Genomic DNA, 23839 nt, shown 5'->3' with positions numbered 1-23839 from the left:
CACGTAGAATCACGATGTCCATCAGAGCCGGAGAAACCCTGTGTCGTCACCGTTGACCCGCCCGTCGAGCGCGTTGCGTATCGACCAGGACCCGCGTGTGCACATGCGACGGCTCGACGCGATGTTCGAGCAGTGGTCGGCGACGGGTGCCATCCCGACCGGCGTCCGGAAAGTGGTGGCGAGATCGTGGGAGCGGCAGCCGCCCAGATACCAGGATCCCGACCATCGACCGGCAGACGAGGTGGCCCATCGGCGCCGGGCCGACCCACTGCTCACCCACGCATCTGACGCCTTACGCGAACGGTTGCTGGCCAGCTGCACCGACACCGCCACCGAACTCGTGCTCTGCGACAGGGACGGTGTGGTCCTGTGGGTGGCCGGCCCACCACAGGTGCGTCGACGCTCCGAGACGCTCGGCTTCGTCGAAGGCGCGTCGTGGACCGAGAACGCCGTCGGCACAAACGGTTTGGGCACCGCTCTTGCCGACCGGTCACCAGTGCAGATCTTCGGGTCCGAGCACGCGCACCCCGATCATCACAGCTGGGTGTGCACGGGCGGGCCGTTGATCGATCCACGAGACGATTCGGTGCTCGGAGCGGTCACGCTCTCCGGCGGCCTGCGCACAGCACACCCGCACACGCTGTCGCTGGTGTGCTCCACGCTTGATGCCATCAATGCCGAACTACGGTCACTGCACCGTGAGAGCCTCCGAACCCACAGCCAGGCCGCGGCCGGCCTGCTCGAGCCCGGCGGCGCCGATGCGCTGGTTCTCGACCGCGGCGGCTGGGTCGTCGCCACCCGGGGCCTCGCGGTCAGTGAACGGCTGTTCATCCCTGGCGGACTGCGCCCGGGCACCGTCTGGATCCCCAGCCTCGGGCACTTCGACAGCCTCCCGGTCGGAGATCTGTGGCAGCTCGAGCGATCCACCCAACGCCTCACCACCCTCGAGCTCACCGCCGAACCACCGTGTGCCCGTATCTCGGTGGACGACAACGACCACACCTCGCACCCGCTGACCCCAAGGCAGTTCGACGTGTTGCGGCTTCTCGCAGCGCATCCCGGTGGGCTCAGCGCGAGGGAGCTGTCTGCCCGGCTGTACGGACCAGGTGATCACACGGTGAGCGTTCGCGCCGAGATCTCGCGGATCCGCCGCACGCTCGGCCCACTTCTGGCCACCCGGCCCTATCGGCTGACGGTCCCCGCCTTGGTCATCTGACCTCGCTGCAACCCCCTGCAACCCTCCCGGGCGTCCACATCGACCCCTACCGTCAGGTGTGATCCACCTCACGCGAAGGAGTTGTACATGACCACCACCGTCTCGCCTACTCAGACGGCGCAGGCTTTCCTCACCGACCTGGAACGCGCCCTTGCACATGCCCGCGACACCGGCGACGTCAGTGCTGTTACCGAACTGTTCGTCGACGATTGCTACTGGCGCGATCTGGTGGCGTTGAGCTGGAACCTCACCACCGCCGAGGGCAAGGACGATCTGGCGACGATGCTCGCCGCGACCCTGCCCCACTCGACACCTGGCAACTTCCAGTTGGACGGTGAAGCCGCGGAGGCAGCCGCCTCCGGGGAGGACACCGACAGAAGCGAAGCGAGTCGAGTGATCGAGGCGTGGTACACGTTCACGACCCCGGTCCTGCGAGGCAAGGGGCTGATGCGCCTGCGCGACGGCAAGTGCTGGACCTTCCTCACCTCGGCGCAGGAACTCCTCGAGTTCCCCGAGAGCAAGGGAACCCGGCGCATCAAAGGGGCTGAACACGGTGTGGTCCCCGGGCGTAAGAACTGGCTCGACCGGCGAACCGAACAGCAGCAATCGCTCGGCACCACCGCCCAGCCGTACGTGCTCATCGTCGGCGGAGGGCAGGGCGGGATCGGGCTGGCCGCAAGGCTCCGGCGCCTCGGGGTCTCGGCACTGGTCATCGACAAGCACCCCAGGCCCGGCGACCAATGGCGAAGCCGGTATTACTCACTGTCCCTTCATGATCCGGTGTGGTACGACCACATGCCCTATCTGCCCTTCCCTGACGACTGGCCGGTGTTCACCCCGAAGGACAAGATGGGCGACTGGCTGGAGAGCTACGTCAAGATCATGGAGCTCGACTACTGGAGCAACACCGTGTGCCGCCGCGCCTCGTTCGACGACGCGGCCCAGGAGTGGACGGTCGAACTCGAACGTGATGGACAACCCTTGACGCTCAAGCCGACTCAGCTGGTGATCGCCACCGGGATGTCGGGCATCCCCAACATCCCCGACATTCCCGGCGCTGAGACCTTCCAGGGTGATCTGGTGCATTCCTCGCAGCACACCGGTGGCGCGAAGTACGCGGGCAAGAAGGCGGTTGTGTTGGGAGCCAACAACTCCGCACACGACATCTGCGCTGACCTGTACGAGAACGGCGCCGACGTCACGATGATCCAGCGGTCGACCACACACATCGTGCGGTCCGAGTCGCTGATGCGCGAGGTGCTCGGTCCGCTCTATTCGGAGGAAGCGCTTGCAAACGGCATCGACCACGAGAAGGCCGATCTGATCTTCGGGTCCATTCCGTACGGCCTGCTGGCCGACTTCCAGATCCCCGCATGGAACACGATCCGGGAGCAGGACAAGGAGTTCTACGACCGTCTCGAGGCCGCCGGGTTCATGCTCGACTTCGGCGATGACGGATCGGGGTTGTTCCTGAAGTATCTGCGTCGCGGCTCGGGCTACTACATCGACGTCGGCGCCTCCGAACTCATCGCCGACGGCAAGGTCGCGTTGAAGGCACCCGCCCACATCACCGAGATCCGTTCGCACTCGGTGATCTTGTCCGACGGCACCGAGCTCGACGCCGATCTGATCGTCATGGCGACCGGGTTCGGCTCGATGAACGGCTGGGCCGCACAGCTGATCTCGCAGGAGGTGGCCGACAAGGTCGGCAAGTGCTGGGGGCTGGGATCGGGAACGACCAAGGACCCGGGGCCCTGGGAAGGCGAGCTCCGCAACATGTGGAAGCCCACCGCACAGGCGAACCTGTGGTTCCACGGTGGCAATCTGCACCAGTCCCGGCACTACTCGCGTTACCTCGCGCTGCAGCTCAAAGCCCGCGAGGCAGGGATGAACGTGCACGTCTACGGCCAGGCACCGGTGCACCACCTGCAGTAACGGGCATGAAAGGATGGCCTTCAACAGTATTCGCCGCGATTCCAGGAGGCCCTCCATGTCAGCCGATTCCCACCAATTCGAGGCCCCGGACCGCAACCTGGCGATGGAGTTGGTGCGCGTGACCGAAGCGGCCGCTCTCGCCGCGGGCCGCTGGGTCGGTAAAGGCGACAAGAACGGCGGCGACGGCGCCGCGGTCGACGCGATGAGGCAGCTGCTGTCCACCGTGTCGATGCGCGGCGTCGTCGTGATCGGCGAAGGCGAAAAAGACGAAGCGCCGATGCTCTACAACGGCGAAGAGGTCGGCAACGGCGAAGGTCCCGAGGTCGACGTGGCCGTCGATCCGATCGACGGCACCACCCTGATGGCCGAGGGTCGCCCCAACTCGATCGCCGTGCTCGCAGTGTCCGAGCGCGGCACCATGTATGACCCGTCTGCCGTCTTCTACATGGAGAAGATCGCCGTGGGTCCCGATGCGGCGGGCGTCGTCGACATCAACGAATCCGTCGAGTTCAACGTCCAGGCCGTTGCCAAGGCGAAGGGCATCGAGGTCGCCGACCTCACCGTCGTGGTCCTCGACCGCGAGCGCCACGAGGGTCTGATCGGCGAGATCCGCGCTGCGGGCGCCAAGGTCCGACTGATCTCGGACGGCGACGTCGCAGGCGCGATCGCCGCAGCGCAGGAGGAGAGCTCCGTCGACATGCTCATGGGCATCGGAGGCACCCCGGAGGGCATCATCACCGCCGTGGCGATGAAATGTATGGGCGGCGAGATCCAGGGCAAACTGTGGCCACGCAACGCGGCCGAGAAGCAGAAGGCCATCGACGCCGGCCATGATCTCGATCGGGTACTCAAGACCGAAGACCTCGTCAGCGGCGAGAACATGTTCTTCTGCGCCACCGGCGTCACCAACGGCGACATGCTCCGCGGTGTCAGCTACCGGGCGAACGGGGCGACCACCCGCTCGCTGGTGATGCGCTCGCGCTCGGGCACCATTCGCACTGTCGAGGGCCGCCACACCCGCCAGAAGGTCGCCGAGATCGCCGCGAACACTTTCCAGGACTGATCCCGCCGAGCTGCGCTCCGCACTGCGGAGCCGCAGCACAGTGAGGGTGCCCTTCGGGCACCCTCACCACAGGTGGCAAAGTATCGAGGCATGAGCGACTCACCTGCCGAACAGTTCCGGATAGAGCACGACACCATGGGCGAGGTCCGGGTGCCGATCGACGCGTTGTGGCGAGCACAAACCCAGCGCGCGGTCGAGAACTTCCCGATCAGCCACCGGCCCCTCGAGCGCACCCAGATCCGCGCGATGGGTTTGCTGAAGGCGGCATGTGCTCAGGTCAACAAGGATCTCGGTCTGCTCGACGGTGACAAGGCCGACGCGATCATCTCGGCAGCAAAAGAGATCGCCGACGGCAAACACGACGATCAGTTCCCGATCGACGTGTTCCAGACGGGGTCGGGTACCAGCTCCAACATGAACGCCAACGAGGTCATCGCCTCGATCGCAAAGAACAACGGCGTCACGATCCACCCGAACGATCACGTCAACATGTCGCAGTCGTCCAACGACACCTTCCCCACCGCGACCCACGTGGCTGCCACCGAAGCCGCGGTCACCGATCTGATCCCGGCCCTGCAGCATCTGCAGGAAGCTCTGGCCGACAAGGCTTCTGCCTGGCGTGAGGTCGTCAAGTCCGGTCGCACCCACCTCATGGACGCGGTGCCGGTCACCCTCGGCCAGGAGTTCGGTGGGTACGCCCGCCAGCTCGAGGCTTCGGCGGAGCGCGTCTCGGCCACGTTGGTCCGGGTCGGCGAACTGCCCATCGGTGGAACCGCGGTGGGTACCGGCCTGAACGCTCCCGACGGGTTCGGGACCAAAGTCGTCGCCGAACTGATCAATCTGACCGGTGTCAACGAACTCTCGCTGGCAAAGGACAACTTCGAGGCCCAGGCCGCACGCGATGGGCTGGTCGAGTTGTCGGGTGCACTCAAGACCGTGGCCGTCTCGCTCACGAAGATCGCCAACGACATCCGCTGGATGGGTTCAGGCCCGCTGACCGGTCTCGGTGAGATCCAGCTGCCCGATCTGCAGCCCGGCAGCTCCATCATGCCCGGCAAGGTCAATCCGGTTCTGCCCGAAGCTGTTACGCAGGTCGCCGCGCAGGTCATCGGCAACGACGCGGCGGTCACATGGGGCGGTGGCAACGGGGCGTTCGAGCTCAACGTCTACATCCCGATGATGGCGCGCAACGTACTCGAGTCGGTCAAACTCCTCGCCAACGTGTCCCGGCTGTTCGCCGATCGCTGCATCATCGGCCTCGAGGCCAACGAAGAGCGCCTCAAGACCCTCGCAGAATCGTCACCCTCGATCGTCACCCCGCTCAACAGTGCGATCGGCTACGAAGAGGCCGCCGCAGTGGCCAAGCAGGCACTGAAGGAGAAGAAGACCATCCGCCAGACCGTGATCGACCGCGGTTTGATCGGCGACAAGCTCAGCGAAGAAGAACTCGACAAGCGCCTCGACGTGCTCAAGATGGCCAACCTCGACCGCGAGCGGTAGCCCTCCACATCCCGAAAATGTGCCCTTTTGGCGAGCCCGACCTGGGCTTTCATTCGCCAAAAGGGCACATTTTCGGTATCAGGGTCAGGCGAGCCCGATGTTGATGACGGGCTGACGGGCCGGGTCGAGCCATTGCACGATCTGACGCATGATGTCGCGGTCGATGGCGACACAGCCCCAGGTCGGTTCGTAATTGGTGACGTGCAGGAAGATGCCTGACGCGTAGCCCTGTACCCGCTGCGGATTATGCGCGATGTTCACCACGTAGTCGTAGATGTCACCGGTGGACAGGATGTGCTCGCTGTCGCCACCCGGGCTCTGCGGTGCACGCACATGGGTGTTGTACGTCGGCGACCCCGGCAGGGCATCCCACCAATCCTGGTCGTCCGCCTGGAAATAGGGCATCTCGGTTCCGGGATTCGGCTGGTTGCCGAAGGCTTGGTCGAGCGCGAACACACCCATCGGCGTCCGCCAGACGTTGTCGCGGGGAATGCCGATTCCCTCCGCACCGAGATAAGCCTCGGTTGGTCCGATGACCGCGGTCCAGGTGCCCGACTCGTCGCGTTCCCAAGCCGTCAGGGTCGCCGTCGTGTCGGTCACTGTCGCCGAACTCACCGTGATCATCTGGGTCGACGTCGGGAACGCCGGCGGGGTCACCACCTCGACAGCACCGGCAGGGGTGGGAGCAACCATCGCGGTTGCGACACATATGGCGGCGAGCAGTGACAACACTGACCACATACGCCTCACAGACAACATCAGCACCACGTGAGTATGCCAGGGCGGTTCTTCGTAGCGCGTCTCAGACCGATCACAAGGTTGCACTAATCTGATCACTGCCGACCGTGTGCACGAGGGGAAAGTGCTTCGATGCCGGTCGCCACAGGAGAAAATCGGGGGTCTTCATGCCGCTCGCACCGGGCACTGTCTTTGCCGGCTACACCATCGAACGTCAGCTCGGTGCCGGCGGAATGGGCGAGGTCTACCTCGCCAAGCACCCGCGGCTCCCGCGGTCGGACGCCCTCAAGGTCCTCCCGGCATCCCTCCCCGGCTCGAGTACCGCCTCCGACGATGAGTTCAGGCGTCGCTTCATCCGCGAAGCCGATCTGTCGGCCCAACTCTGGCAGCCCGGCATCGTGACCGTGCACGACCGCGGAGAGTTCCAGGGCAACCTGTGGATCAGCATGGACTTCGTGCCAGGGACCGACGCCGCGGAATTGCTGGCCATCTACCCGCGCGGTGTGAAGCCGGCGTTGGTTGTCCAGATAGCCACCGAGGTGGCCGCCGCACTCGACTACGCGCACGGACGGGGGCTCCTGCACCGGGACGTCAAACCCGGCAACATCATGCTCACCGAATCCATCCCGCACCGCGTGATGCTCATGGATTTCGGCATCGCGCGCCCGGCCTCGGACGTCGCCGGACTCACCTCGACAGGCGCTGTGGTGGGCACGATGGCCTACGCCGCACCCGAACAACTCCGCGGCCTGCCCGTCGACGCCCGAGCCGATGTGTTCGCTCTCGGGTGCACTGTGTTCGCGCTGCTGACCGGTGCGCCTCCTGGCGCCGGTCGCGAGATCCCTCCGGCCATCCGTCCCGTTCTCGATCGGGCACTGGCCACCGAACCCGGCGACCGCTACAACTCATGCGGCGAGTTCGCTCGCGAACTGAGCGCCGCCATGGATGTTCCACCGACGCCCGGATCCCCGCCCCCCGCCGCGCACACCCAACACGACGCCCAGCACGCCCCCACCCTGCTCGGACTGCCCTCCGTACCGCCGACCTCCGTACCGCCGACGAACCCACCGGGCACCACCCCACCGCCGGATCACATCTCGTCCGCCGCGACGGCGCCGACCGTGATGCAGCGCCCCGGGTACCCGAGACCCGCGGGACCACCACCCCCGCCTTCACCCTCGACCGACCGGTCTCACACACCATTGATCATCGGGTTGCTCGCCGTCCTCGTCATCGCGGCCTCGGTGGCGGCGGCAACAGTCCTCTGGCCGAAGTCGGACGAAGAACCCGCCGCCGCCCAGCAGAACCCCGGACCGCAAACGAGTGTCACCACCATCACGCAGTCCGCCCTGGGACCGGCACCACTTCCCCCACAGCAGGCCGAACAGTCGCAGCGGGTGCAGGCCACCACCTCGACGCCCTCGGTTCAGCAGGTAACCAACGCTGCCGACCTCGGACTGTCGACACCGATCAGCATTCCGGCATGCGACGGAACCGGCATCATCGTGGTCGCCAACTCCACCGATCCAACCGGATACCGCAGCGACATGGCCGCCGCCCTGGACAATTACCCCGGCGCGCGATACCTACGCACCGACCAGTCGTGTCCGTCACTGCGACCACGCGACGACAGCGGAAACCTGATCTACGCCGCCTATGTGGTTGTCGGACAAGGGCGATCGGCAGTCTGCGCCGCGCTCCCCGTCTACCCTGAGCGCTACGGCAAAGTGCTCGACACCACCAGCGACCCCGACATTCCCATCTCGCTCAACAACTGCTGACACTCACCGCCGGCAGCCGCAGCCACACACAAAGGTGCGGCAGACCGCATCACTGCGATCTGCCGCACCCTCGCCCGCTCGCTACGCTCCCGGCGCGCTGCGTCCGATTTCACCCGCTCGCTACGCTCCCGGCGCGCTGCGCCTAACCTCGCCCGCTCGCTACGCTCCCGGCGCGAACTCCTCCAGCATCTCCGTCACGAGGGCCGCAATCGGCGACCGCTCACTACGCGTCAACGTCACATGCGCGAAAAGTGGGTGACCCTTGAGCTTTTCGATCACCGCAGCGACACCGTCGTGCCGACCGACACGGAGATTGTCACGCTGGGCCACATCATGGGTGAGCACCACACGCGAACCAGATCCCAAGCGCGACAACACCGTCAGCAAGACATTGCGCTCCAGCGATTGCGCCTCGTCGACGATCACAAAAGAGTCGTGCAGTGAACGGCCCCGAATGTGGGTCAGGGGAAGAACTTCCAGCATGCCACGACTGAGGACCTCCTCGATCACCTCCGTGGACGCGAGCCCCTCCAGGGTGTCGAACACGGCCTGCGCCCAGGGCCCCATCTTCTCGGACTCACTGCCCGGGAGATAGCCGAGGTTTTGTCCACCAACGGCATACAGAGGCCGAAAGACGACCACCTTGCGTTGGGTTCGCCGCTCGAGCACTGCTTCGAGACCTGCGCACAGGGCCAGAGCAGACTTGCCGGTGCCGGCCTTGCCGCCCATCGACACGATGCCCACGCTGTCGTCGAGCAACAGATCGAGGGCAACACGCTGCTCCGCACTGCGACCACGCAGTCCGAACACCTCACGTTCCCCCCGGACCAACTGCACCTGCTTCTGCGGGTTGACCCGACCAAGGGCGCTCGAATTGGTTCCCAGCAACCGGATTCCGGTGTGGCAGGGCAGATCTCGTGCTGAATCGATATCCACGACGCCGTCGGCGAACAACGTGTCGATCACCGAAGAATCGACGTCCAGTTCGGTCATACCCGACCAACCGGACGTCACCACGTCCTGAGCGTGATACTCGTCGGCAGCCAGCCCCACCGCTCCGGCCTTGATCCGCAACGGGGTGTCCTTGGACACCAGCGTCACATCCTTGCCCTCTGCGCGAAGATTCAACGCGCAAGCCAGGATTCGCGAATCGTTGGTGTCCGTGCGGAAGCCCGCCGGCAGGACTGCCGGATCGGTGTGGTTGAGCTCTACCTGGACGGTGCCACCGAGATCCCCGATCGGGATCTGCTGATCGAGCCGGCCGTGCTCGAGGCGGAGGTCGTCGAGCATCCGCAACGCCTCGCGGGCGAACCAGCCCAGTTCATGATGATGGCGTTTGCCCTCGAGTTCACCGATGACCACCAGCGGCAAGATCACGTGGTGTTCGGCGAATCGTGTTACCGCCCAAGGGTCGGACAGCAACACCGAGGTGTCGAGGACATAGGTACGAGCATCGCGTGTGGTCACGAAGGGCTCCTAAGACGAAGTGGCACCACTTCGACTGGTGTTGCTGGACCGGTCGGTTCTGGCAGAAGTGGCAGGGTTGCCACGTCCACAAGGACCGGGGCCGGTCCCCTCGCACTCACGCAAGCAAGTCAACGATCGAACCTCCCGGACGAACCACTTCCCCGCGGCCCGTCACTCGTCAAAGTACGCCGAGTGCGGCGTGTCGGCTCGTCGGAAACGACGCGTGTCCGTGAATAATCGGTTAACTGTCCAGTGGGTGACAGCAGGCTGTTCCTTGCCCGATTTCGGACGCCATCTTGCTAACGTCGATGGACATGAGCACCCTCATCGCCGAAGACCTTCTGCTTCTGCTGCTCGATGACAACAAGGGCACCACCCCGTCCGGTACGGCCGTGAGCACAGCTCTCGGCGGCGCGGTTCTCCTCGAATTGGCCCTCGCCGGTGCTGTGGATGCCGGCAAACGGAGTCGCTGGAAGCAACCCAAGGTGCACGTGGTCGATGCTGCGCGCGTCACCGACCCGCTTCTCGCGCGGGCGGTTCGCACAATCGCGGAGAAAGACCGGACTGCGCAGAGTTTGGTGAACAAGATCGGAAAGGGACTCAAGACCGAGCTTGCCGAACGCATGGTGAAACGGGGGCTCCTCGACCGCCACGACACCGAGGTGCTGGGAATTCGCCGCACCCGGTTTCCTGCACTAGACACCGGTCACAAGAACGAGCTGAAGAAGGCGATCACCACGGTTCTCGTGCGTCAGGTCCCGCCTGACGACCGCGCGGGCGCCCTCATCGCGTTGCTGTCGGCGGTCGACCGTGCACACAAGACGGTGGACGGCTCGGACGTACCCGGGCGCGAGATCAAGAAGCGCGCGAAAAAGGTCGCCGAGGGCGCCTGGGCTGCCGATGCCGTGAGAGACGCGGTTGCCGCCGCCACGACAGCGATCACGACGGCCACGGTCGCGGCTGCCGCCGCAGGGACGAGCAACGGCGGCGGCTGAACCAGATCGGTTCCGCCCGGCTCTGTGCCGGAGGCCTACAGGCCGGCGGCCGCCAGGATCCGTAGCCGTGCGGCCTCGTCTTTGTCGCTCAGCCCACCGAGGCTCTGCAGCTTGAGGTCAGCGACCAACGTCGACGCGACATAGATCGATGCATCCGCGTTGTACTTGGCAATGAGGTCGAGATCACCGAAGTTGTCCACGTCGGCACCGATCAGTTCCATCTCGGTGATCGCCTTGTCGACGGCGGTGACCAACTCGGAGATGTTGGCGTCCACGCCGGCGTTCAAGAAGTTGGTGAACGTCTTGGCCTGAACGCGGTCGTCGTGGAGGATGCGGCTGACGATGGCGGTGAGCACCTCGTTGTCCGAATCGGCGAGCAGCTTCTCTTCGAAGGCCACGCACTGCAACTCGTGCACGGCAAGCAACGCCATCACGTCGAGGATCTGATAGTCGGTCAGCGAGACCGGACTCTGGAGTTTGCCCTTGGTGACGTGATGCAGCCGCAGATTCTCGGCGACCTCGGGATCGACCAGACGCGAGACCACCAGATAGTCGCGCAACGCGATCGAATGCCGGTTGTCCTCGGCCGTCCACGAACCGATGACCTGCTGCCAGGCACCGAAGATCGACGCCTTCTGTGCCATCAACCGGTGGTAGGACGGCATGTTGTCCTTGGTCAGCAGCAGCGCGAGCACTGCGGCTGCGGCATCGGCAGGCAGCGGCGCCGGCTGATCGGGGTCGAAATCGACGCCGCCCAGGAAGGCGAAGTTGCGGCCGTCGTCCCACGGCACCCAGTCATGCGGGTTCCATGCCTCGGCAGCAGCGTGGTGCTCTTCCATGATCTCCGGAATCGCCTTTTCCAAGGCGTAGAGCAGCTCGTCCTGGGTCAAATCATTCACCCGGACAGACTAGAGGCCGACCCGGGATATGCGAAATGCCCGGCGGGTCCGCACCGCGGGCGCTCGGCCGTCGACGCTCAGCGTGTGGTGCTGAGCAGACCCCACTGCTCGAGGCCCTCGTACAACGGGAAGTCGAGAGCGAGCTGGGACACCCGCTGACGCAGGGCGGTGACGTCGGCCGACTGACCACCGACAAGCGCGGACGCGATGATGTCGGCGACCTCGCGGAACTGATCCTCACCGAAGCCCCGGGTCGCAAGCGCCGGGGTTCCGATGCGCAGACCGGAGGTGACCATCGGCGGTCGCGGGTCGAACGGGACGGCGTTGCGATTCACGGTGATCCCGACCTGGTGCAGCAAATCCTCGGCCTGCTGACCGTCGAGATTGCTGTTGCGCAGATCGACGAGCACGAGGTGCACATCGGTACCACCGGTGAGGACCGATACGCCGACGTCGCTCACGTCCTTGGCGGTGAGCCGCTCGGCGAGCAGTTTCGCGCCCACCAGAGTGCGTTCCTGTCGCTCCTTGAAATCGTCGCTGGCGGCGATCTTCAAGGCCACGGCCTTCGCGGCGATCACGTGCATGAGTGGGCCGCCCTGCTGACCGGGGAACACGGCCGAGTTCAGCTTCTTCGCCCATTCCTGCTTCGCGAGGATGATCCCCGACCGCGGGCCACCGAGAGTCTTGTGGACCGTGGACGACACCACATCGGCGTACGGCACGGGTGACGGGTGCAGCCCCGAGGCGACCAGCCCGGCGAAGTGGGCCATGTCGACCCAGAGGTGGGCACCGACCTCGTCGGCGATGGACCGGAAGGCCTCGAAATCGAGGGTCCGGGGGTAGGCCGACCAGCCGGCGACGATCACCTTCGGCTTGGTGTCGAGGGCGATCTTGCGCACCTCGTCCATGTCCACCCGGAAGTCCTCTTTGCTCACGCCGTAGAAAGCGTTCTCGTAGAGCTTGCCGGAGAAGTTCAGCCGCATGCCGTGGGTGAGGTGGCCGCCATGGGCGAGGTCGAGCCCGAGCAGCGTCTCGCCGGGTTCCATCAGGGCAGCCAGCACCGCAGCGTTGGCCTGGGCACCCGAATGTGGCTGCACATTGGCGAACTCGGCACCGAACAGCTCTTTGGCCCGGTTGCGGGCGATGTCCTCGACGACGTCGACGTATTCGCATCCGCCGTAGTACCGGCGACCCGGGTAGCCCTCCGCGTATTTGTTGGTGAGCACACTGCCCTGTGCCTGCAGCACCGCGCGCGGCACGAAGTTCTCCGACGCGATCATCTCGAGGGTGTCCCGCTGACGGGTCAGCTCCCCGTTCATCGCGGCCGCCACATCCGGATCTAGCTCAGCCAGGGATGCGGTGTTGACGTCGGTCATTGTTCTCCTTGGGCGCGCGAAGCAGCGTAAGAGGTGGTGAGTACTCGTCAGCCAGTCTAGGAGACGGGTCCGACGTCGTGAAACTGCGCCTGAGCCGATCAGCTCTGTAAAGCGAGTTCGGCGCGCAGCGCCGCCGGGGTGAGGGGTTCGTCGAGCAAGCGGCCGAACCGAGCGAGGTGGTCACCGGCAGGAACCGAACTGCCGGCGCCCTGCGCGACACCGGCTTCGAGCCACGTCTGCAGCAGCCGATAGCCCTCGACGTAGGTGCTGATGTACGCGCGCCACAGGGGCGACGACAGGAAACGCAGCATCTGCCTGGCCCGCTCGTCTGTCGCCAGCAACCATTGCCGCAGATACGCCGCAACGGTGTCGTGGTCGGCACCTCTGTCGTGCAGCAGGAGTGCCGCGTCCTGGCGAACACCGAGCAGTCCCCCGGTTGCCTTGCCGATCGCCTCGGCGCGCCTGCCGTCGAAACGCAGGCCGAGGTCGGCGTAGATCTCCTGCGCCCACGTACCCCAGTCGGGGCCGACCGCGGCGACCAGGGCATGGTCGGCGAGGCCCTCGGCCATGAGGCATTGGGGCGTGTTCACGAGGAAGATCGTCTGCTCGATCTGTCCCCCACCCACCAGGATCTGCTCTTTGCGGCAGTGTTCGGTGTGGTGTCCCGGGTAGGCCTCGTGCGCGATCAGGTGTGGCAGCGACGACATGTACTGCGTGAGGTCGCCGTTGATGGCGACGCGGGAACGGTAGTCGCCGAGGTAATAGTTGAAACCCGACCACGGTTTGTCCGTGACGACCTCGAAGTCGACGACCTCGGTTTCCGGCAATGTGTAGGTGCCGCGCACCTTGTCGCGCAGGGCGCTGCTGAAGGCCGAGACCGCATCGGCGATCTTGTCGGCTGGGATCTCCTCGGAACGGCGATGCGCGGCGTAACGATCCGCGAGGTCACCACCACCGGGCAGGAGCGCGTCGAGATCGAGGTGCGCCTGCCGATAGAGCTCGGGGTCGCCCATCTCGATGTCGACGTCGAAGTAGTTGCGCACCTCGTCGACGAACGTGATCTCGTCGCCGGCGAACTTTCGGGCGGAGCATTCGAGCGCATGCAGAGCGGAGGTCAGGAACTGGGCACGCTGAGGAGTCAGGCCCGCCCCGCCCACCTCGGCCCGAAGCGTCGCGGCTTGGCGCGCCAGTTCCCGGGGATCGGGCGCCGCCGCGTTCTCGACCTCTCGGCGCAAGGCCGGATCGCCCGTGAAGGCATCGACGAAGCCCGGTTCGAGGCGATCGAAAGCGAGCCCGAGCCGCAGATACTCCTCGACGACTGCATTGGTGTGCATGGGGTCAAACGGTACCGAAACCACCCCGAAGTCACCTGCCTGCCAGGCGTTCGCAAGACTGATGACATGCCATGGGTCCCACGGATCGATTGTTGACATGTCGCGAATGACCGAGCCGAGTCCGTACATCGAACTCGACCGCAGGCAATGGCGCGACCTTCGTCAGTCGATGCCCATGGTGTTGACCGAGGGTGAATTGCGCGACCTGCGAGGGCTCGGTGAGCAGATCGACCTCACCGAGGTCGCCGACGTCTACCTGCCGCTGTCCCGTTTGATCCATCTCCAGGTCGCCGCCCGGCAACGGCTGTTCGCGGCCACCGCGACATTCCTCGGCGAGCGGCAGCCCGAACGCCAGGTGCCCTTCATCATCGGGGTCGCCGGCAGTGTGGCCGTCGGGAAGTCGACCACCGCGCGTGTGCTCCAGGCGTTGCTGGCGCGGTGGGAGAGTCATCCGAAGGTCGACCTGGTGACCACGGACGGATTCCTCTACCCCACCGCCGAACTCGAACGGCGCGGAATCATGCACCGCAAGGGTTTCCCGGAATCGTACGACCGCCGCGCTCTGCTCCGATTCGTCACCGAGGTGAAATCAGGGGCCGCCGATGTCTCGGCGCCGGTGTACTCCCACCTCACCTACGACATCGTCCGCGACACCAAACACCATGTGCAACAACCCGACATCCTCATCGTCGAGGGGCTGAACGTACTGCAGACCGGGTCACGGCTGATGGTGTCGGACCTCTTCGACTTCTCCATCTACGTCGATGCCCGGATCGAGGACATCGAGGACTGGTACATCCATCGTTTCCTCGCGATGCGCACCACCGCATTCGCCGATCCACATTCGCATTTCCACCACTACTCGTCGCTGACCGACGAACAGGCCACCCTTGCCGCGCGGGACATCTGGAACGGGATCAACCGGCCGAACCTCGTGGAGAACATTCTCCCGACCCGGCCGCGCGCCACTCTTGTACTCCGCAAAGACGCCGATCACGCCATCAACCGCGTGCGCTTGCGCAAGATCTGACGCCAGACGCCGACCCGGCTCAGATCACTTGCCGAAGCGTCGGCTGCGATCACTTGCCGAAGCGTCGGCTGCGGGCGGCGTAATCCCTCAGTGCGCGCAGGAAGTCCACGCGCCGGAACGCCGGCCAGTAGGCGTCGGTGAACCAGATCTCCGAATACGCGCTCTGCCACAGGAGGAATCCCGAGAGCCGTTGCTCCCCCGAGGTTCTGATCACCAGATCAGGGTCCGGCTGGCCGCGGGTGTAGAGGTTCTGGTCGATTGCCTCCACCGTGACGGCGTCGATGAGCTGATCGGGTGAGTCGCCCGCCGCTATGCGGTCGGCCAGCAGGGACCGGACGGAATCGACGATCTCCTGGCGGCCGCCGTAGCCCACGGCGACGTTCACGTTGGGTCCCGTACGTCCGGAGGACTGTTGTTGCGCCGCCTTGAGCCGCGCGGAAACCTCGTCGGGCAGCTGGTCGAGCGCGCCGACTATCTGCACCCGCCATGGCTGGCCCGGCGCCGAGATCTCCTCGACGATGTCGGGCACGATCTGCAGCAGCTCGCCGAGCTCGGCCGAATCACGATTCAGGTTCTCGGTGGAGAGCAGGTAGATGGTCACGGTCTCGATGCCGAGTTCACTGCACCACCGGAGAACCTCGGCGATCTTCTGCGCCCCGACCCGGTGCCCGTGATTGACGTTCTCGAATCCGGCTTCGCGAGCCCATCGCCGGTTGCCATCGCAGATGATCGCAATGTGCCTGGGGTTCTGTGACGGATCCAGATAGTGAGTCAGCCGACGCTCGTAGACCCGATACATGGGTCCGCGCATGGCGTCGGGGATGAGCTTCACCCGCTACACCTTACGCGGCGACGATGGAGGTCAGCCCGAACCTTCGGTACCGTAAGTTGTGATCGATTCCGAACTGGCGCTGCTGGCCGAGCTCAAGCCCCGAATGCGCGGTTGGATCCACCTGTACGCAGGTTTCGTCGCCATCGTCACGGGCCTCGTCCTGGTTGCGGTGGCGTGGGCACTGATCGGTCCGATGGCAGCACTGGCGTGCGGTATCTACGCCCTGACCGTCTGTGGTCTGTTCGGCGTCAGCGCCACCTACCATCGCGTCGACTGGACCTCCGACACGGCCAAGCTCTGGATGAAGCGGGCCGATCACTCGATGATCTTCATCTTCATCGCGGGCAGTTACACCCCGTTCTGCGTGATGGGGCTCGAACCCCCCGAACAGGTCGCCGTCCTCGTCGTCGTGTGGACCGGCGCCCTGGCGGGCGTCACCCTCAAGGTCCTCTGGCCGGGATCACCCCGATGGCTGGGGGTCCCGCTCTACATCCTGCTGGGCTGGACCATCGTGGCCGTCATCCCCGAGCTGATCGACTCCGTCGGGGTGGCGGTGGTGGTGCTGCTGGCGGTCGGTGGCCTGTTCTACACGATCGGCGGCGTCCTCTACGCCACCCGCTGGCCCGACCCGTGGCCGACCACCTTCGGACATCACGAGTTCTTTCACGCATGCACGGTGATCGCGGCGATCGTGCACTACATCGCCGTGTGGCTGGTCCTGTTCGAATAGGTCACCGACCAGCCACCCGCTGCGGTCAGACCCGCGTCTTGGCCGCCGAAAGCGCCTGCATCACAGTCACCGTCGCATCCCAGTCCATGCACTTGTCGGTGACCGACTGTCCGTACGTGAGGGGCTCGGCGTCCGGGGCCTGGGCGCCGGCGACGAGGAAGCTCTCCAGCATGACCCCGCTGATCCCGCGCTGACCGCTCGCGATCATCGCGGCGACCTCGGTGGCAACCTCTGCCTGCCGGATGTGGTCCTTACCGGAATTGGCGTGGGAGCAGTCGATCATGACGAGTTCGGGAAGACCTGCCTTGGCGAGCGCTGCCAGAGCCCCGTCCACCGAGCCGACATCGAAGTTGGGACCCGCTGTGCCGCCGCGCAAGATGATGTGGCAGTCCGTGTTTCCCTCGGTCTCCACGATCGCACCGCGACCGAAGTCGTCGACTCCGAAGAAGACGTGCTGCGCTGCAGCGGCTTTCACACCGTCTACGGCCACCTGGACGTTCCCGTCCGTACCGTTCTTGAAGCCGATCGGCATCGACAGGCCAGAGGCCAGCTGCCGGTGCACCTGCGACTCCGTTGTGCGGGCGCCGATCGCGCCCCACGCCACCGCATCTGCGATGTACTGCGGGCTGGTGGGTTCGAGGAACTCGCAACCGACGGGCAGGCCGAGATCGATGAGGTCGAGGAGCAGGCCGCGGGCGACGCGCAGTCCGCGTTCCACGTCGAAACTGCCATCCATGCCGGGGTCGTTGATGAGGCCCTTCCACCCGACCGTGGTCCGCGGCTTCTCGAAGTACACCCGCATCACGATCTTCAGCCGATCGGCGTGTTCGGCTGCGATGGGTGCCAGCCGGCGCGCGTAGTCGATCGCTGCGACCGGGTCATGCACCGAGCACGGCCCCACGATGACGAGCAGCCGATCGTCGCGACCCGCCAGGATGTCGGCGATCTCGTCGCGGTCGCGCTGCACCACTTCGGCCCGACGGCCGGTCAGCGGCAGTTCGGCGCGCACGGTGTCGGGTGAAGGGATCTCGCGCAGCGCGCGGATCCTGCGGTCCGAGGTGTTGGGACCGGACAACGTTCCGTGTCCGTGGAGTCCGCTGGTCATGTTGTGTGCCTTCCTGGTTCGAAGGGCACCATCACCTGTTGACCGGTGCCCTGACAAAGAAAAAAGCAGCGACCAAAGGTGGTCACTGCTCGGGGCTCCGGGTGTGTGGACGCGTCAGCGTAGCGCTGTATCGGCGGCTCCACCCGGAGCCTCGATAAAGCGCCAATACACGCGCGCACTGATGTTCACGTCGGCCAAAGTAGCACGGGAATGCGGCGGTGCCCAATGTCGCATGTCAGGCGCGGTCTCCGGAGCGTTCAGGGCCGGCCGCGGTCGATCACTCGTGACAGCACGATGATGCTCTCGGAGTGGTCCACCGTTTCCGCCGAGCGGATCCGTTCGAGCGCCTCCTCGAGATGCTGGACGTCGCGGGCCACCACACGCAGGATCGCGTCGGCCTTCCCCGTCACCGTCGCGGCGCTGACCACCTCGGTGATGTGTTCCCACGACCGCGCCAAGATGTCCGGGGCGACGGTTCCGCGGCAGAAGACCTGCACGTACGCCTCGGTTGTCCACTGCAGTGCCGCCGGGTCGGTCACAACGGTGAAACCCCGGATGACACCGGACGACACCAACCGGTCGACCCGGCGTTTCACCGCCGGTGCCGACAACCGGACCTGCTCGCCGATCTGGGCGTAGGTCTGTCGTGCGTCCTTGGTGAGACATCCCAGGATCGCCTCGTCGAGGTTGTCCAACACAGCCAGTCGTCACTTCCGCTCGATGGTCCGCTGACCCGACGCAACGGATCGCCCCATTTTGCCAGATACAACAACAAATGCACTCTCTGTGTGCAATGCACGAGCATTGCTTGCGTCAGATGGTGTCCCTACCCTTGATGAATGAAGCTCTCCTGCTCACGTTTGCCGCCGCTCGATCGGCCCTGAGCAGATGACCCTCGACACCGACATCCCCTCGCCGATCCCCCGTCCCAGCCTCGCCGCTGCCGAGCACATCGCGATGGCCGCACGCCATGTCCCACAAAACTATTCGCCCCTGCCGGTGGTCGCCGCCTCGGCACAGGGTGCCTGGATCACCGATGTCGCAGGTGCGCGATACCTCGACTGCCTCGCAGGCTATTCAGCGCTCAACTTCGGCCATCGCAACCCCGAGATCCTTGCCGCGCTGGCCGATCAGCTCACACGCGTGACGCTCACGAGTCGCGCGCTCCACTCGGACCGGCTCGGCCCCTTCTGCCGCGATCTTGCCGACCTGTGCGGCAAGGACATGGCCCTACCCATGAACACCGGTGCCGAAGCCGTCGAATCTGCCATCAAGGTCGCTCGCAAATGGGGCACCGACGTCAAGGGCGTACCCGCCGAGACAGCCTCGATCGTGGTGGCGAGTGGGAACTTCCACGGGCGGACCACCACGATCGTGAGCTTCTCCGACGACGAGACCGCGCGCCGCGGCTTCGGCCCATTCACTCCGGGTTTTCGTACCGTCCCCTTCGGCGACGCCGAGTCCTTGGCCGCAGCCATCGACGACACCACCGTCGCGGTCCTGCTCGAGCCGATCCAGGGCGAGGCGGGCATCATCGTTCCACCGCCCGACTACTTGCCGGCGGTTCGCCGGATCTGTTCGGAGACAGGCGTTCTGCTCATCCTCGACGAGATCCAGTCCGGCCTGGGACGAACAGGGAAGACCTTCGCCTCCGACCACTGGCAGGTGGTCCCCGATCTCTACGTCCTGGGCAAAGCGCTCGGCGGGGGCGTCCTGCCCGTATCGGCAGTGGTGGCCGACAGCTCGGTGCTGGGAGTGTTGCACCCGGGAGAGCACGGCTCCACATTCGGCGGCAATCCGCTTGCCGCGGCGGTGGGTTCGACTGTGGTGGGCATGCTCGAGACCGGCTACTGGCAAGAGCGCGCCGCCCTACTCGGAGACCATCTTCATCGCCGCTTACACGAGCTGAGCACCAAGGGCCTCACCGGCATACGCGGCCTCGGGCTGTGGGCCGGCATCGATGTCGACCCTGCTCTGGGAACGGGCAAGGAACTGAGCACCGCACTGGCCCAGCGGGGTGTGCTGGTGAAGGACACTCATGGATCAACCTTGCGCTTCGCCCCACCCATCGTCATCACGATCGACGAGATCGATTGGGCGATGGATCAATTCGCGGACGTACTGGCCAGCTGCTCGGCCAGCGCTTCCGCCGAGGTCACCGGTAGGCCGCACACCGACCCACGACACACGTAGGCCGCGGCCCTGCCGTCCACGGGTGGCCGGCCCTCGAGCAGGGGCGCCGAGTCGAGCGTTCCTCCCACCACCACGGTGCCGCCTGGTGCAAGAACGCGAGCCCGGGTCAGCAGTTCGCTCGGCTCGGTGTCCGTCTGGGCCACCGCTATCTGCACCGGGCCTGCGACCGCTGCGGACGACACTGCCAGCCAGTGTCCGGCCGACCGCGGCAACTTGGCCAGCAGTACGCCTCCGCGCGCCAACGTTGCATCGGCGAGCGCGGCGTACTCACCCGATCCACGCGGGCCGCGTTGCACCGGCGACAGCGGGGCCGCGGTCAGCAGCGCCTCGGCGATCAACGAGGTGCCCGAGGGAGTCGCGCCGTCGATCGGATCGCGCGGTCGGGTCAGCAAGCCCTCGGCGTCGACGCCTGCATCGAACCACGAACCGGTCGCTTCCGGATCCGAGAACAGGTCGATGGTGGTGTCGAGCAAGTCGAGTCCGGCCTCGAGCCAACGCCTTTCGCCCGTGACCTGATGCAGCGCCAGCAGAGCGGTCACCAGCGCCGCATGATCGTCGAGGACGGCCAGCGGGGCACCCGCATGCCCGTCGAGCGAGGAGCGTCTCAGCCGTCCGTCGACGATGTGGCGCTGCAACAGCTCTTCGGCGCACCAGGTCGCCAGATCCACCCAGTCCGGCCGGTTCAGTCCGGCGCCCGCTTCGACGAGCGCAGTGATGGCCATGGCGTTCCACGCGCTGACCACCTTGCCGTCACGCGCGGGTTGCGGGCGTTCGGCCCGTGCCGCCGAGAGGCGCGCCCGCACCGAACGGTATCGCTCGACATCGTCGGGGTCGTGCCGCAGTTGCAGTGTGGACGCCCCCTCTTCGAAGGTTCCGGTGGGCGTCACGGTGAACAAGTCGGCGGCCCAGGCACCGTCGTCGGCCCCCAGAACCTCTGCGAGTTGCGCGGGCGTCCACACGTAGGTGAGTCCCTCGACGCCGTCGGTGTCGGCATCAAGGGCGGAAGCAAAACCACCGACGACCTTGAGGTCCGCTTCGAGGAAGGCAATCGTCTCCTCGGTGATCCTCTGCGCCAACGGATCCGAGGTGATGCGCGCCAGATGCGCGTACACCCGCAGCAATTGCGCGTTGTCGTAGAGCATCTTCTCGAAATGCGGTACCACCCAGTTCTGGTCCACCGCATACCGCGCGAAACCCCCGCCGAGTTGGTCATAGATACCGCCCCGGGCCATCACCGACGCGGTCCGCACAGCAGCGTCGAGCGCCCGGAGGTCACCGGACCTCTCGGTCTCCCGGATCAGCCCTTCGAGCAGAGCGGATGGCGGAAACTTGGGTGCGCCACCGAATCCACCATTGGTGCGGTCCTCGTCCTCGAGGATCGTGGTCACCGCATGGTCGAGCAGCTCCGGGTCGATGGGCACCTGAGCTTCGGGCAGGCCGGAAGCATTGGCCTGCAACTGGTCTACAACGGCAGAACCGACACGGTCGATCTCGTCACGCTTGTGCTCCCACGTCTGGGTGATCGCCTCGAGCAGTTGGACAAACGACGGCATACCGCGACCGGGCCGTGGCGGGAAGTAGGTGCCGCAGTAGAAGGGACGGCCATCGGGAGTCAGGAAGCAGGTCATCGGCCACCCGCCCTGCCCTGTCATCGCGACGGTGGCGTTCATGTAGATCGCGTCGATGTCGGGGCGTTCTTCACGGTCGACCTTGATGCACACGAAGTTCGCGTTCATCACTGCCGCGGTGTTGTTGTCCTCGAACGACTCATGCGCCATGACGTGGCACCAGTGACATGCCGCGTAACCGACCGAGAGGAGGATCGGTACATCACGTTCGCGCGCCCAGGCGAGCGCGTCGGCGCTCCACTGTTGCCAGTGGACCGGGTTGTCGGCGTGCTGACGGAGGTAGGGACTGGTCGCCTCAGCGAGGCTGTTGGTGTCTCGGGTCAAGGTCGGTCCCGTCGTCGGCGGCCTGGTCGGCCTCAGGATGGTCCCGCTCGAACTTCTTGGGCAGGTTGCGGATGTGCCGGTTCATGGACCAGATCAGGAAGACGGTTCCCACCAGCAGCAACAAGATGACCAAGAGGCCGAGCGGCGACGCCTTGCCGAACTCGGGACCCTCCGTCTTGGCCAACACATCGGTGAGCTGCGCCGCAGCGTATGCAGTGGCACTCATGACGCCTCACCTTCACTTGCATCGGGTTCGATCCCCGCGAACAGGTCGGTCTCGGGGATTGCGGTCTTGACCCTGGTCTTCGCCAACTCGAATTCCTCGGTCGGCCACAGCCGGAGCTGCCAGTCCATCGGGACCGCGAAGAACACGCCGTTCGGGTCGATCTGCGTGGCGTGGGCCCGGAGGGCCTCGTCGCGCTGCGGGAAGTACTCGCCGCATGTCACCTGGGTGGTCACGCGGCCCATCAGGTTGCCGCGTTCGGGATCCCATTTCGAGAGCCACTCCTTGAAGGGGCTCTCCTTGCCGATCTTGGCGTACTCGTCGGAGAACAACACCATCCGGTCGCGGATGAAGCCGTGCGTGTAATAGATCTTGGACACCGTCCACGGTTCGCCGGCGTCAGGGAACCGGTCCGGGTCGCCCACCGTCTCGTACGCCGCCATCGACACCTCGTGGCACCGGATGTGGTCGGGATGGGGATATCCGCCGAGTTCGTCATAGGTGATCATCACGTGCGGTTTGAAATCCCGGATCACCCGTACCAGCGCCTCGGTGGCCTCGTCGAGTGGGACCGTGGCAAACGAGCCCTCCGGCAACGGTGGCAGCGGGTCACCTTCGGGCAACCCCGAGTCGACGAATCCGAGCCAGGTCTGCTGCACACCGAGAGCTGCGGCCGCCTTGGCCATCTCCTCGCGACGGACTTCCGGCATCCGGTCCTTGATGCCCGGCAGGTCCATCGCCGGATTCAGGATGTCCCCGCGCTCGCCACCGGTGAGGGTCACCACCAGAACGTCGTGGCCCTCGGCCGCGTACTTGGCCATGGTGGCCGCACCCTTGCTGGACTCGTCGTCAGGGTGCGCATGCACCGCCATGAGTCGTAGTCCACCCACGCGTAGTCCTCACCTTCACACCGTCGTCAATCGCCTGTCCATACTCCCACCGCACCCCGGGCTCGCGCCGCGCCGGTCTCGGTTCTGCCACTCCATGGTAGGTATGAACCCATGACCAGCGCCCGCAGCCTCCCGCAGGGCCGCTATCCGGCCGAACGCACACCTCGATCACGCAGACGCTGGTTCCTCGCGCTCACCGGTCTGGTGATCATCATCGGCGTGGTGATCGCCTGGCTCGCCTACCAGCGGTTCGCCGATCCGGAGATCTCCGGGGAAGCCACCGGATACGACATCCTCGACGACACCTCGGTGGAGGTGAAGTTCACCGTCAACCGCAAGGACCCGACCGTCCCCGCCACGTGCGTGGTGCGAGCCAGATCCAAGGACGGGTCCGAGACCGGGCGCCGCGAGGTGTACGTCCCGGCGTCCGAGGACCCCCGGCTCCCGATGTCGGCAGTGGTCCGCACCTCTGCCCCTCCCGCGGTCGGCGAGGTCTACGGATGCAGTGACACCGTGCCGCCGTACCTCGTGGCCCCCTAACTTCTCCTCAGTGCGCACGGCCCTGTGCCTCGCGCACCGG

Annotated in this window: 22 protein-coding genes; 11 read left to right on the top strand and 11 right to left on the bottom strand. The window is 65.6% G+C overall.

The window, feature by feature from the left end; translation table 11 throughout:
* Window positions 1-40 precede the first annotated feature (40 nt).
* The 4 genes from WIMU1_RS20370 to WIMU1_RS20355 all read left to right on the top strand — a co-directional run bounded on the left by WIMU1_RS20370 (window position 41) and on the right by WIMU1_RS20355 (window position 5714).
* Entirely contained in the window at window positions 41-1216 is a 1176-nt protein-coding gene (locus tag WIMU1_RS20370; protein ID WP_062799944.1) for a helix-turn-helix domain-containing protein, read from the top strand.
* An 87-nt stretch (window positions 1217-1303) separates the two neighbouring features.
* Window positions 1304-3151 (top strand): NAD(P)/FAD-dependent oxidoreductase, encoded by a 1848-nt coding sequence (locus WIMU1_RS20365; protein ID WP_062799943.1) that lies wholly within the window; start codon window positions 1304-1306, stop codon window positions 3149-3151.
* A 55-nt stretch (window positions 3152-3206) separates the two neighbouring features.
* A complete protein-coding gene (gene glpX, locus WIMU1_RS20360; RefSeq protein WP_023963074.1) occupies window positions 3207-4214 on the top strand; it encodes a class II fructose-bisphosphatase in 1008 nt (335 codons plus the stop codon).
* A 90-nt stretch (window positions 4215-4304) separates the two neighbouring features.
* The gene (locus WIMU1_RS20355; RefSeq protein WP_023963071.1) at window positions 4305-5714 is read left to right on the top strand and encodes a class II fumarate hydratase; all 1410 of its coding nucleotides are present in this window, start codon (window positions 4305-4307) and stop codon (window positions 5712-5714) included.
* 84 nt (window positions 5715-5798) lie between these two features.
* On the opposite strand, the gene WIMU1_RS20350 is transcribed toward WIMU1_RS20355, so the two are convergent.
* Window positions 5799-6314, bottom strand: a complete 516-nt coding sequence (locus WIMU1_RS20350; protein WP_307715366.1) for a L,D-transpeptidase family protein — start codon at window positions 6312-6314, stop codon at window positions 5799-5801.
* Between WIMU1_RS20350 and WIMU1_RS26500 the strand changes: the two genes are divergently transcribed.
* Together WIMU1_RS26500 and WIMU1_RS26820 are read left to right on the top strand one after the other, a co-directional pair.
* Window positions 6304-6486 (top strand): hypothetical protein, encoded by a 183-nt coding sequence (locus WIMU1_RS26500; protein ID WP_174548761.1) that lies wholly within the window; start codon window positions 6304-6306, stop codon window positions 6484-6486. The genes WIMU1_RS20350 and WIMU1_RS26500 overlap by 11 nt on opposite strands.
* A 133-nt stretch (window positions 6487-6619) precedes the next feature.
* Complete coding sequence (locus tag WIMU1_RS26820; RefSeq protein ID WP_062799941.1) at window positions 6620-8233, top strand: serine/threonine-protein kinase; 1614 nt, start codon at window positions 6620-6622, stop codon at window positions 8231-8233.
* Between the two features lie 159 nt (window positions 8234-8392).
* Here WIMU1_RS26820 and phoH2 read toward each other — a convergent pair whose 3' ends face one another.
* A complete protein-coding gene (gene phoH2, locus WIMU1_RS20340) occupies window positions 8393-9700 on the bottom strand; it encodes an RNA 5'-3' helicase PhoH2 (protein ID WP_023963065.1) in 1308 nt (435 codons plus the stop codon).
* 314 nt (window positions 9701-10014) lie between these two features.
* Between phoH2 and WIMU1_RS20335 the strand changes: the two genes are divergently transcribed.
* Window positions 10015-10695, top strand: a complete 681-nt coding sequence (locus WIMU1_RS20335; RefSeq protein ID WP_158599279.1) for a GOLPH3/VPS74 family protein — start codon at window positions 10015-10017, stop codon at window positions 10693-10695.
* A gap of 35 nt (window positions 10696-10730) precedes the next feature.
* Here WIMU1_RS20335 and WIMU1_RS20330 read toward each other — a convergent pair whose 3' ends face one another.
* The 3 genes from WIMU1_RS20330 to WIMU1_RS20320 form a co-directional block, all read right to left on the bottom strand.
* Window positions 10731-11594, bottom strand: coding sequence for an acyl-ACP desaturase (locus WIMU1_RS20330; RefSeq protein ID WP_062799937.1), 864 nt, complete (start codon window positions 11592-11594; stop codon window positions 10731-10733).
* A 77-nt stretch (window positions 11595-11671) separates the two neighbouring features.
* Entirely contained in the window at window positions 11672-12970 is a 1299-nt protein-coding gene (glyA, locus tag WIMU1_RS20325) for a serine hydroxymethyltransferase (RefSeq protein ID WP_062799935.1), read from the bottom strand.
* Between the two features lie 98 nt (window positions 12971-13068).
* Window positions 13069-14304: a hypothetical protein gene (locus WIMU1_RS20320; protein ID WP_062800267.1), complete on the bottom strand. Its 1236-nt coding sequence runs from the start codon at window positions 14302-14304 to the stop codon at window positions 13069-13071.
* 97 nt (window positions 14305-14401) lie between these two features.
* Between WIMU1_RS20320 and coaA the strand changes: the two genes are divergently transcribed.
* Entirely contained in the window at window positions 14402-15334 is a 933-nt protein-coding gene (coaA, locus tag WIMU1_RS20315) for a type I pantothenate kinase (protein ID WP_023963057.1), read from the top strand.
* 49 nt (window positions 15335-15383) lie between these two features.
* Here coaA and WIMU1_RS20310 read toward each other — a convergent pair whose 3' ends face one another.
* Window positions 15384-16166: an isoprenyl transferase gene (locus WIMU1_RS20310; protein ID WP_030170951.1), complete on the bottom strand. Its 783-nt coding sequence runs from the start codon at window positions 16164-16166 to the stop codon at window positions 15384-15386.
* Window positions 16167-16269: 103 nt separating this feature from the next.
* Here WIMU1_RS20310 and trhA point away from each other — a divergent pair, with 103 nt between their 5' ends.
* Complete coding sequence (gene trhA / locus WIMU1_RS20305) at window positions 16270-16896, top strand: PAQR family membrane homeostasis protein TrhA (RefSeq protein ID WP_051406714.1); 627 nt, start codon at window positions 16270-16272, stop codon at window positions 16894-16896.
* A 25-nt stretch (window positions 16897-16921) separates the two neighbouring features.
* On the opposite strand, the gene WIMU1_RS20300 is transcribed toward trhA, so the two are convergent.
* A complete protein-coding gene (locus WIMU1_RS20300; RefSeq protein ID WP_062799933.1) occupies window positions 16922-18001 on the bottom strand; it encodes a 3-deoxy-7-phosphoheptulonate synthase in 1080 nt (359 codons plus the stop codon).
* Window positions 18002-18258: 257 nt separating this feature from the next.
* On the bottom strand, window positions 18259-18705 hold the full coding sequence (locus WIMU1_RS20295) for an Lrp/AsnC family transcriptional regulator (protein ID WP_031333588.1): 447 nt from the start codon (window positions 18703-18705) through the stop codon (window positions 18259-18261).
* 253 nt (window positions 18706-18958) lie between these two features.
* On the opposite strand from WIMU1_RS20295, the gene rocD reads away from it, so the two are divergent.
* A complete protein-coding gene (gene rocD / locus WIMU1_RS20290; RefSeq protein WP_062800265.1) occupies window positions 18959-20194 on the top strand; it encodes an ornithine--oxo-acid transaminase in 1236 nt (411 codons plus the stop codon).
* On the opposite strand, the gene WIMU1_RS20285 is transcribed toward rocD, so the two are convergent.
* From WIMU1_RS20285 to mca, 3 genes are read right to left on the bottom strand one after another with little or no spacing between them, the layout of a single operon-like run.
* Entirely contained in the window at window positions 20107-22146 is a 2040-nt protein-coding gene (locus WIMU1_RS20285; RefSeq protein WP_062799932.1) for a thioredoxin domain-containing protein, read from the bottom strand. The genes rocD and WIMU1_RS20285 overlap by 88 nt on opposite strands.
* Window positions 22118-22372 carry a hypothetical protein gene (locus WIMU1_RS20280; RefSeq protein ID WP_023963047.1) on the bottom strand — a complete coding sequence of 85 codons (255 nt, stop codon included), beginning with the start codon at window positions 22370-22372 and terminating at the stop codon, window positions 22118-22120. Before WIMU1_RS20280 ends, WIMU1_RS20285 begins: the two co-directional genes overlap by 29 nt.
* The gene (mca, locus tag WIMU1_RS20275; RefSeq protein ID WP_062799930.1) at window positions 22369-23241 is read right to left on the bottom strand and encodes a mycothiol conjugate amidase Mca; all 873 of its coding nucleotides are present in this window, start codon (window positions 23239-23241) and stop codon (window positions 22369-22371) included. The genes WIMU1_RS20280 and mca overlap by 4 nt, the downstream gene beginning before the upstream one ends.
* A gap of 129 nt (window positions 23242-23370) precedes the next feature.
* Between mca and WIMU1_RS20270 the strand changes: the two genes are divergently transcribed.
* Window positions 23371-23799: a DUF4307 domain-containing protein gene (locus WIMU1_RS20270; protein WP_062799928.1), complete on the top strand. Its 429-nt coding sequence runs from the start codon at window positions 23371-23373 to the stop codon at window positions 23797-23799.
* The last annotated feature ends 40 nt before the right edge of the window (window positions 23800-23839 follow it).

Origin of the sequence: Williamsia muralis NBRC 105860, from assembly GCF_001598915.1 — a bacterium.
GTDB lineage: Bacteria > Actinomycetota > Actinomycetes > Mycobacteriales > Mycobacteriaceae > Williamsia > Williamsia muralis.
Note: the sequence above shows the minus strand (reverse complement) of the source record. Positions and strands in the feature narration are given on the sequence as shown.

What these genes read in the sequence shown, in the direction of transcription:
- WIMU1_RS26820 (WP_062799941.1), top strand. Translation starts at nt 6,620, where the DNA reads ATGCCGCTCGCACCGGGCACTGTCTTTGCCGGCTACACCATCGAACGT.
- trhA (WP_051406714.1), top strand. Translation starts at nt 16,270, where the DNA reads ATGCGCGGTTGGATCCACCTGTACGCAGGTTTCGTCGCCATCGTCACG.
- WIMU1_RS20355 (WP_023963071.1), top strand. Translation starts at nt 4,305, where the DNA reads ATGAGCGACTCACCTGCCGAACAGTTCCGGATAGAGCACGACACCATG.
- coaA (WP_023963057.1), top strand. Translation starts at nt 14,402, where the DNA reads ATGTCGCGAATGACCGAGCCGAGTCCGTACATCGAACTCGACCGCAGG.
- WIMU1_RS20270 (WP_062799928.1), top strand. Translation starts at nt 23,371, where the DNA reads ATGACCAGCGCCCGCAGCCTCCCGCAGGGCCGCTATCCGGCCGAACGC.
- rocD (WP_062800265.1), top strand. Translation starts at nt 18,959, where the DNA reads ATGGCCGCACGCCATGTCCCACAAAACTATTCGCCCCTGCCGGTGGTC.
- glyA (WP_062799935.1), bottom strand. Translation starts at nt 12,970, where the DNA reads ATGACCGACGTCAACACCGCATCCCTGGCTGAGCTAGATCCGGATGTG.
- WIMU1_RS20365 (WP_062799943.1), top strand. Translation starts at nt 1,304, where the DNA reads ATGACCACCACCGTCTCGCCTACTCAGACGGCGCAGGCTTTCCTCACC.
- WIMU1_RS20300 (WP_062799933.1), bottom strand. Translation starts at nt 18,001, where the DNA reads ATGACCAGCGGACTCCACGGACACGGAACGTTGTCCGGTCCCAACACC.
- WIMU1_RS20335 (WP_158599279.1), top strand. Translation starts at nt 10,015, where the DNA reads ATGAGCACCCTCATCGCCGAAGACCTTCTGCTTCTGCTGCTCGATGAC.
- WIMU1_RS20320 (WP_062800267.1), bottom strand. Translation starts at nt 14,304, where the DNA reads ATGCACACCAATGCAGTCGTCGAGGAGTATCTGCGGCTCGGGCTCGCT.
- glpX (WP_023963074.1), top strand. Translation starts at nt 3,207, where the DNA reads ATGTCAGCCGATTCCCACCAATTCGAGGCCCCGGACCGCAACCTGGCG.
- mca (WP_062799930.1), bottom strand. Translation starts at nt 23,241, where the DNA reads ATGGCGGTGCATGCGCACCCTGACGACGAGTCCAGCAAGGGTGCGGCC.
- WIMU1_RS20280 (WP_023963047.1), bottom strand. Translation starts at nt 22,372, where the DNA reads ATGAGTGCCACTGCATACGCTGCGGCGCAGCTCACCGATGTGTTGGCC.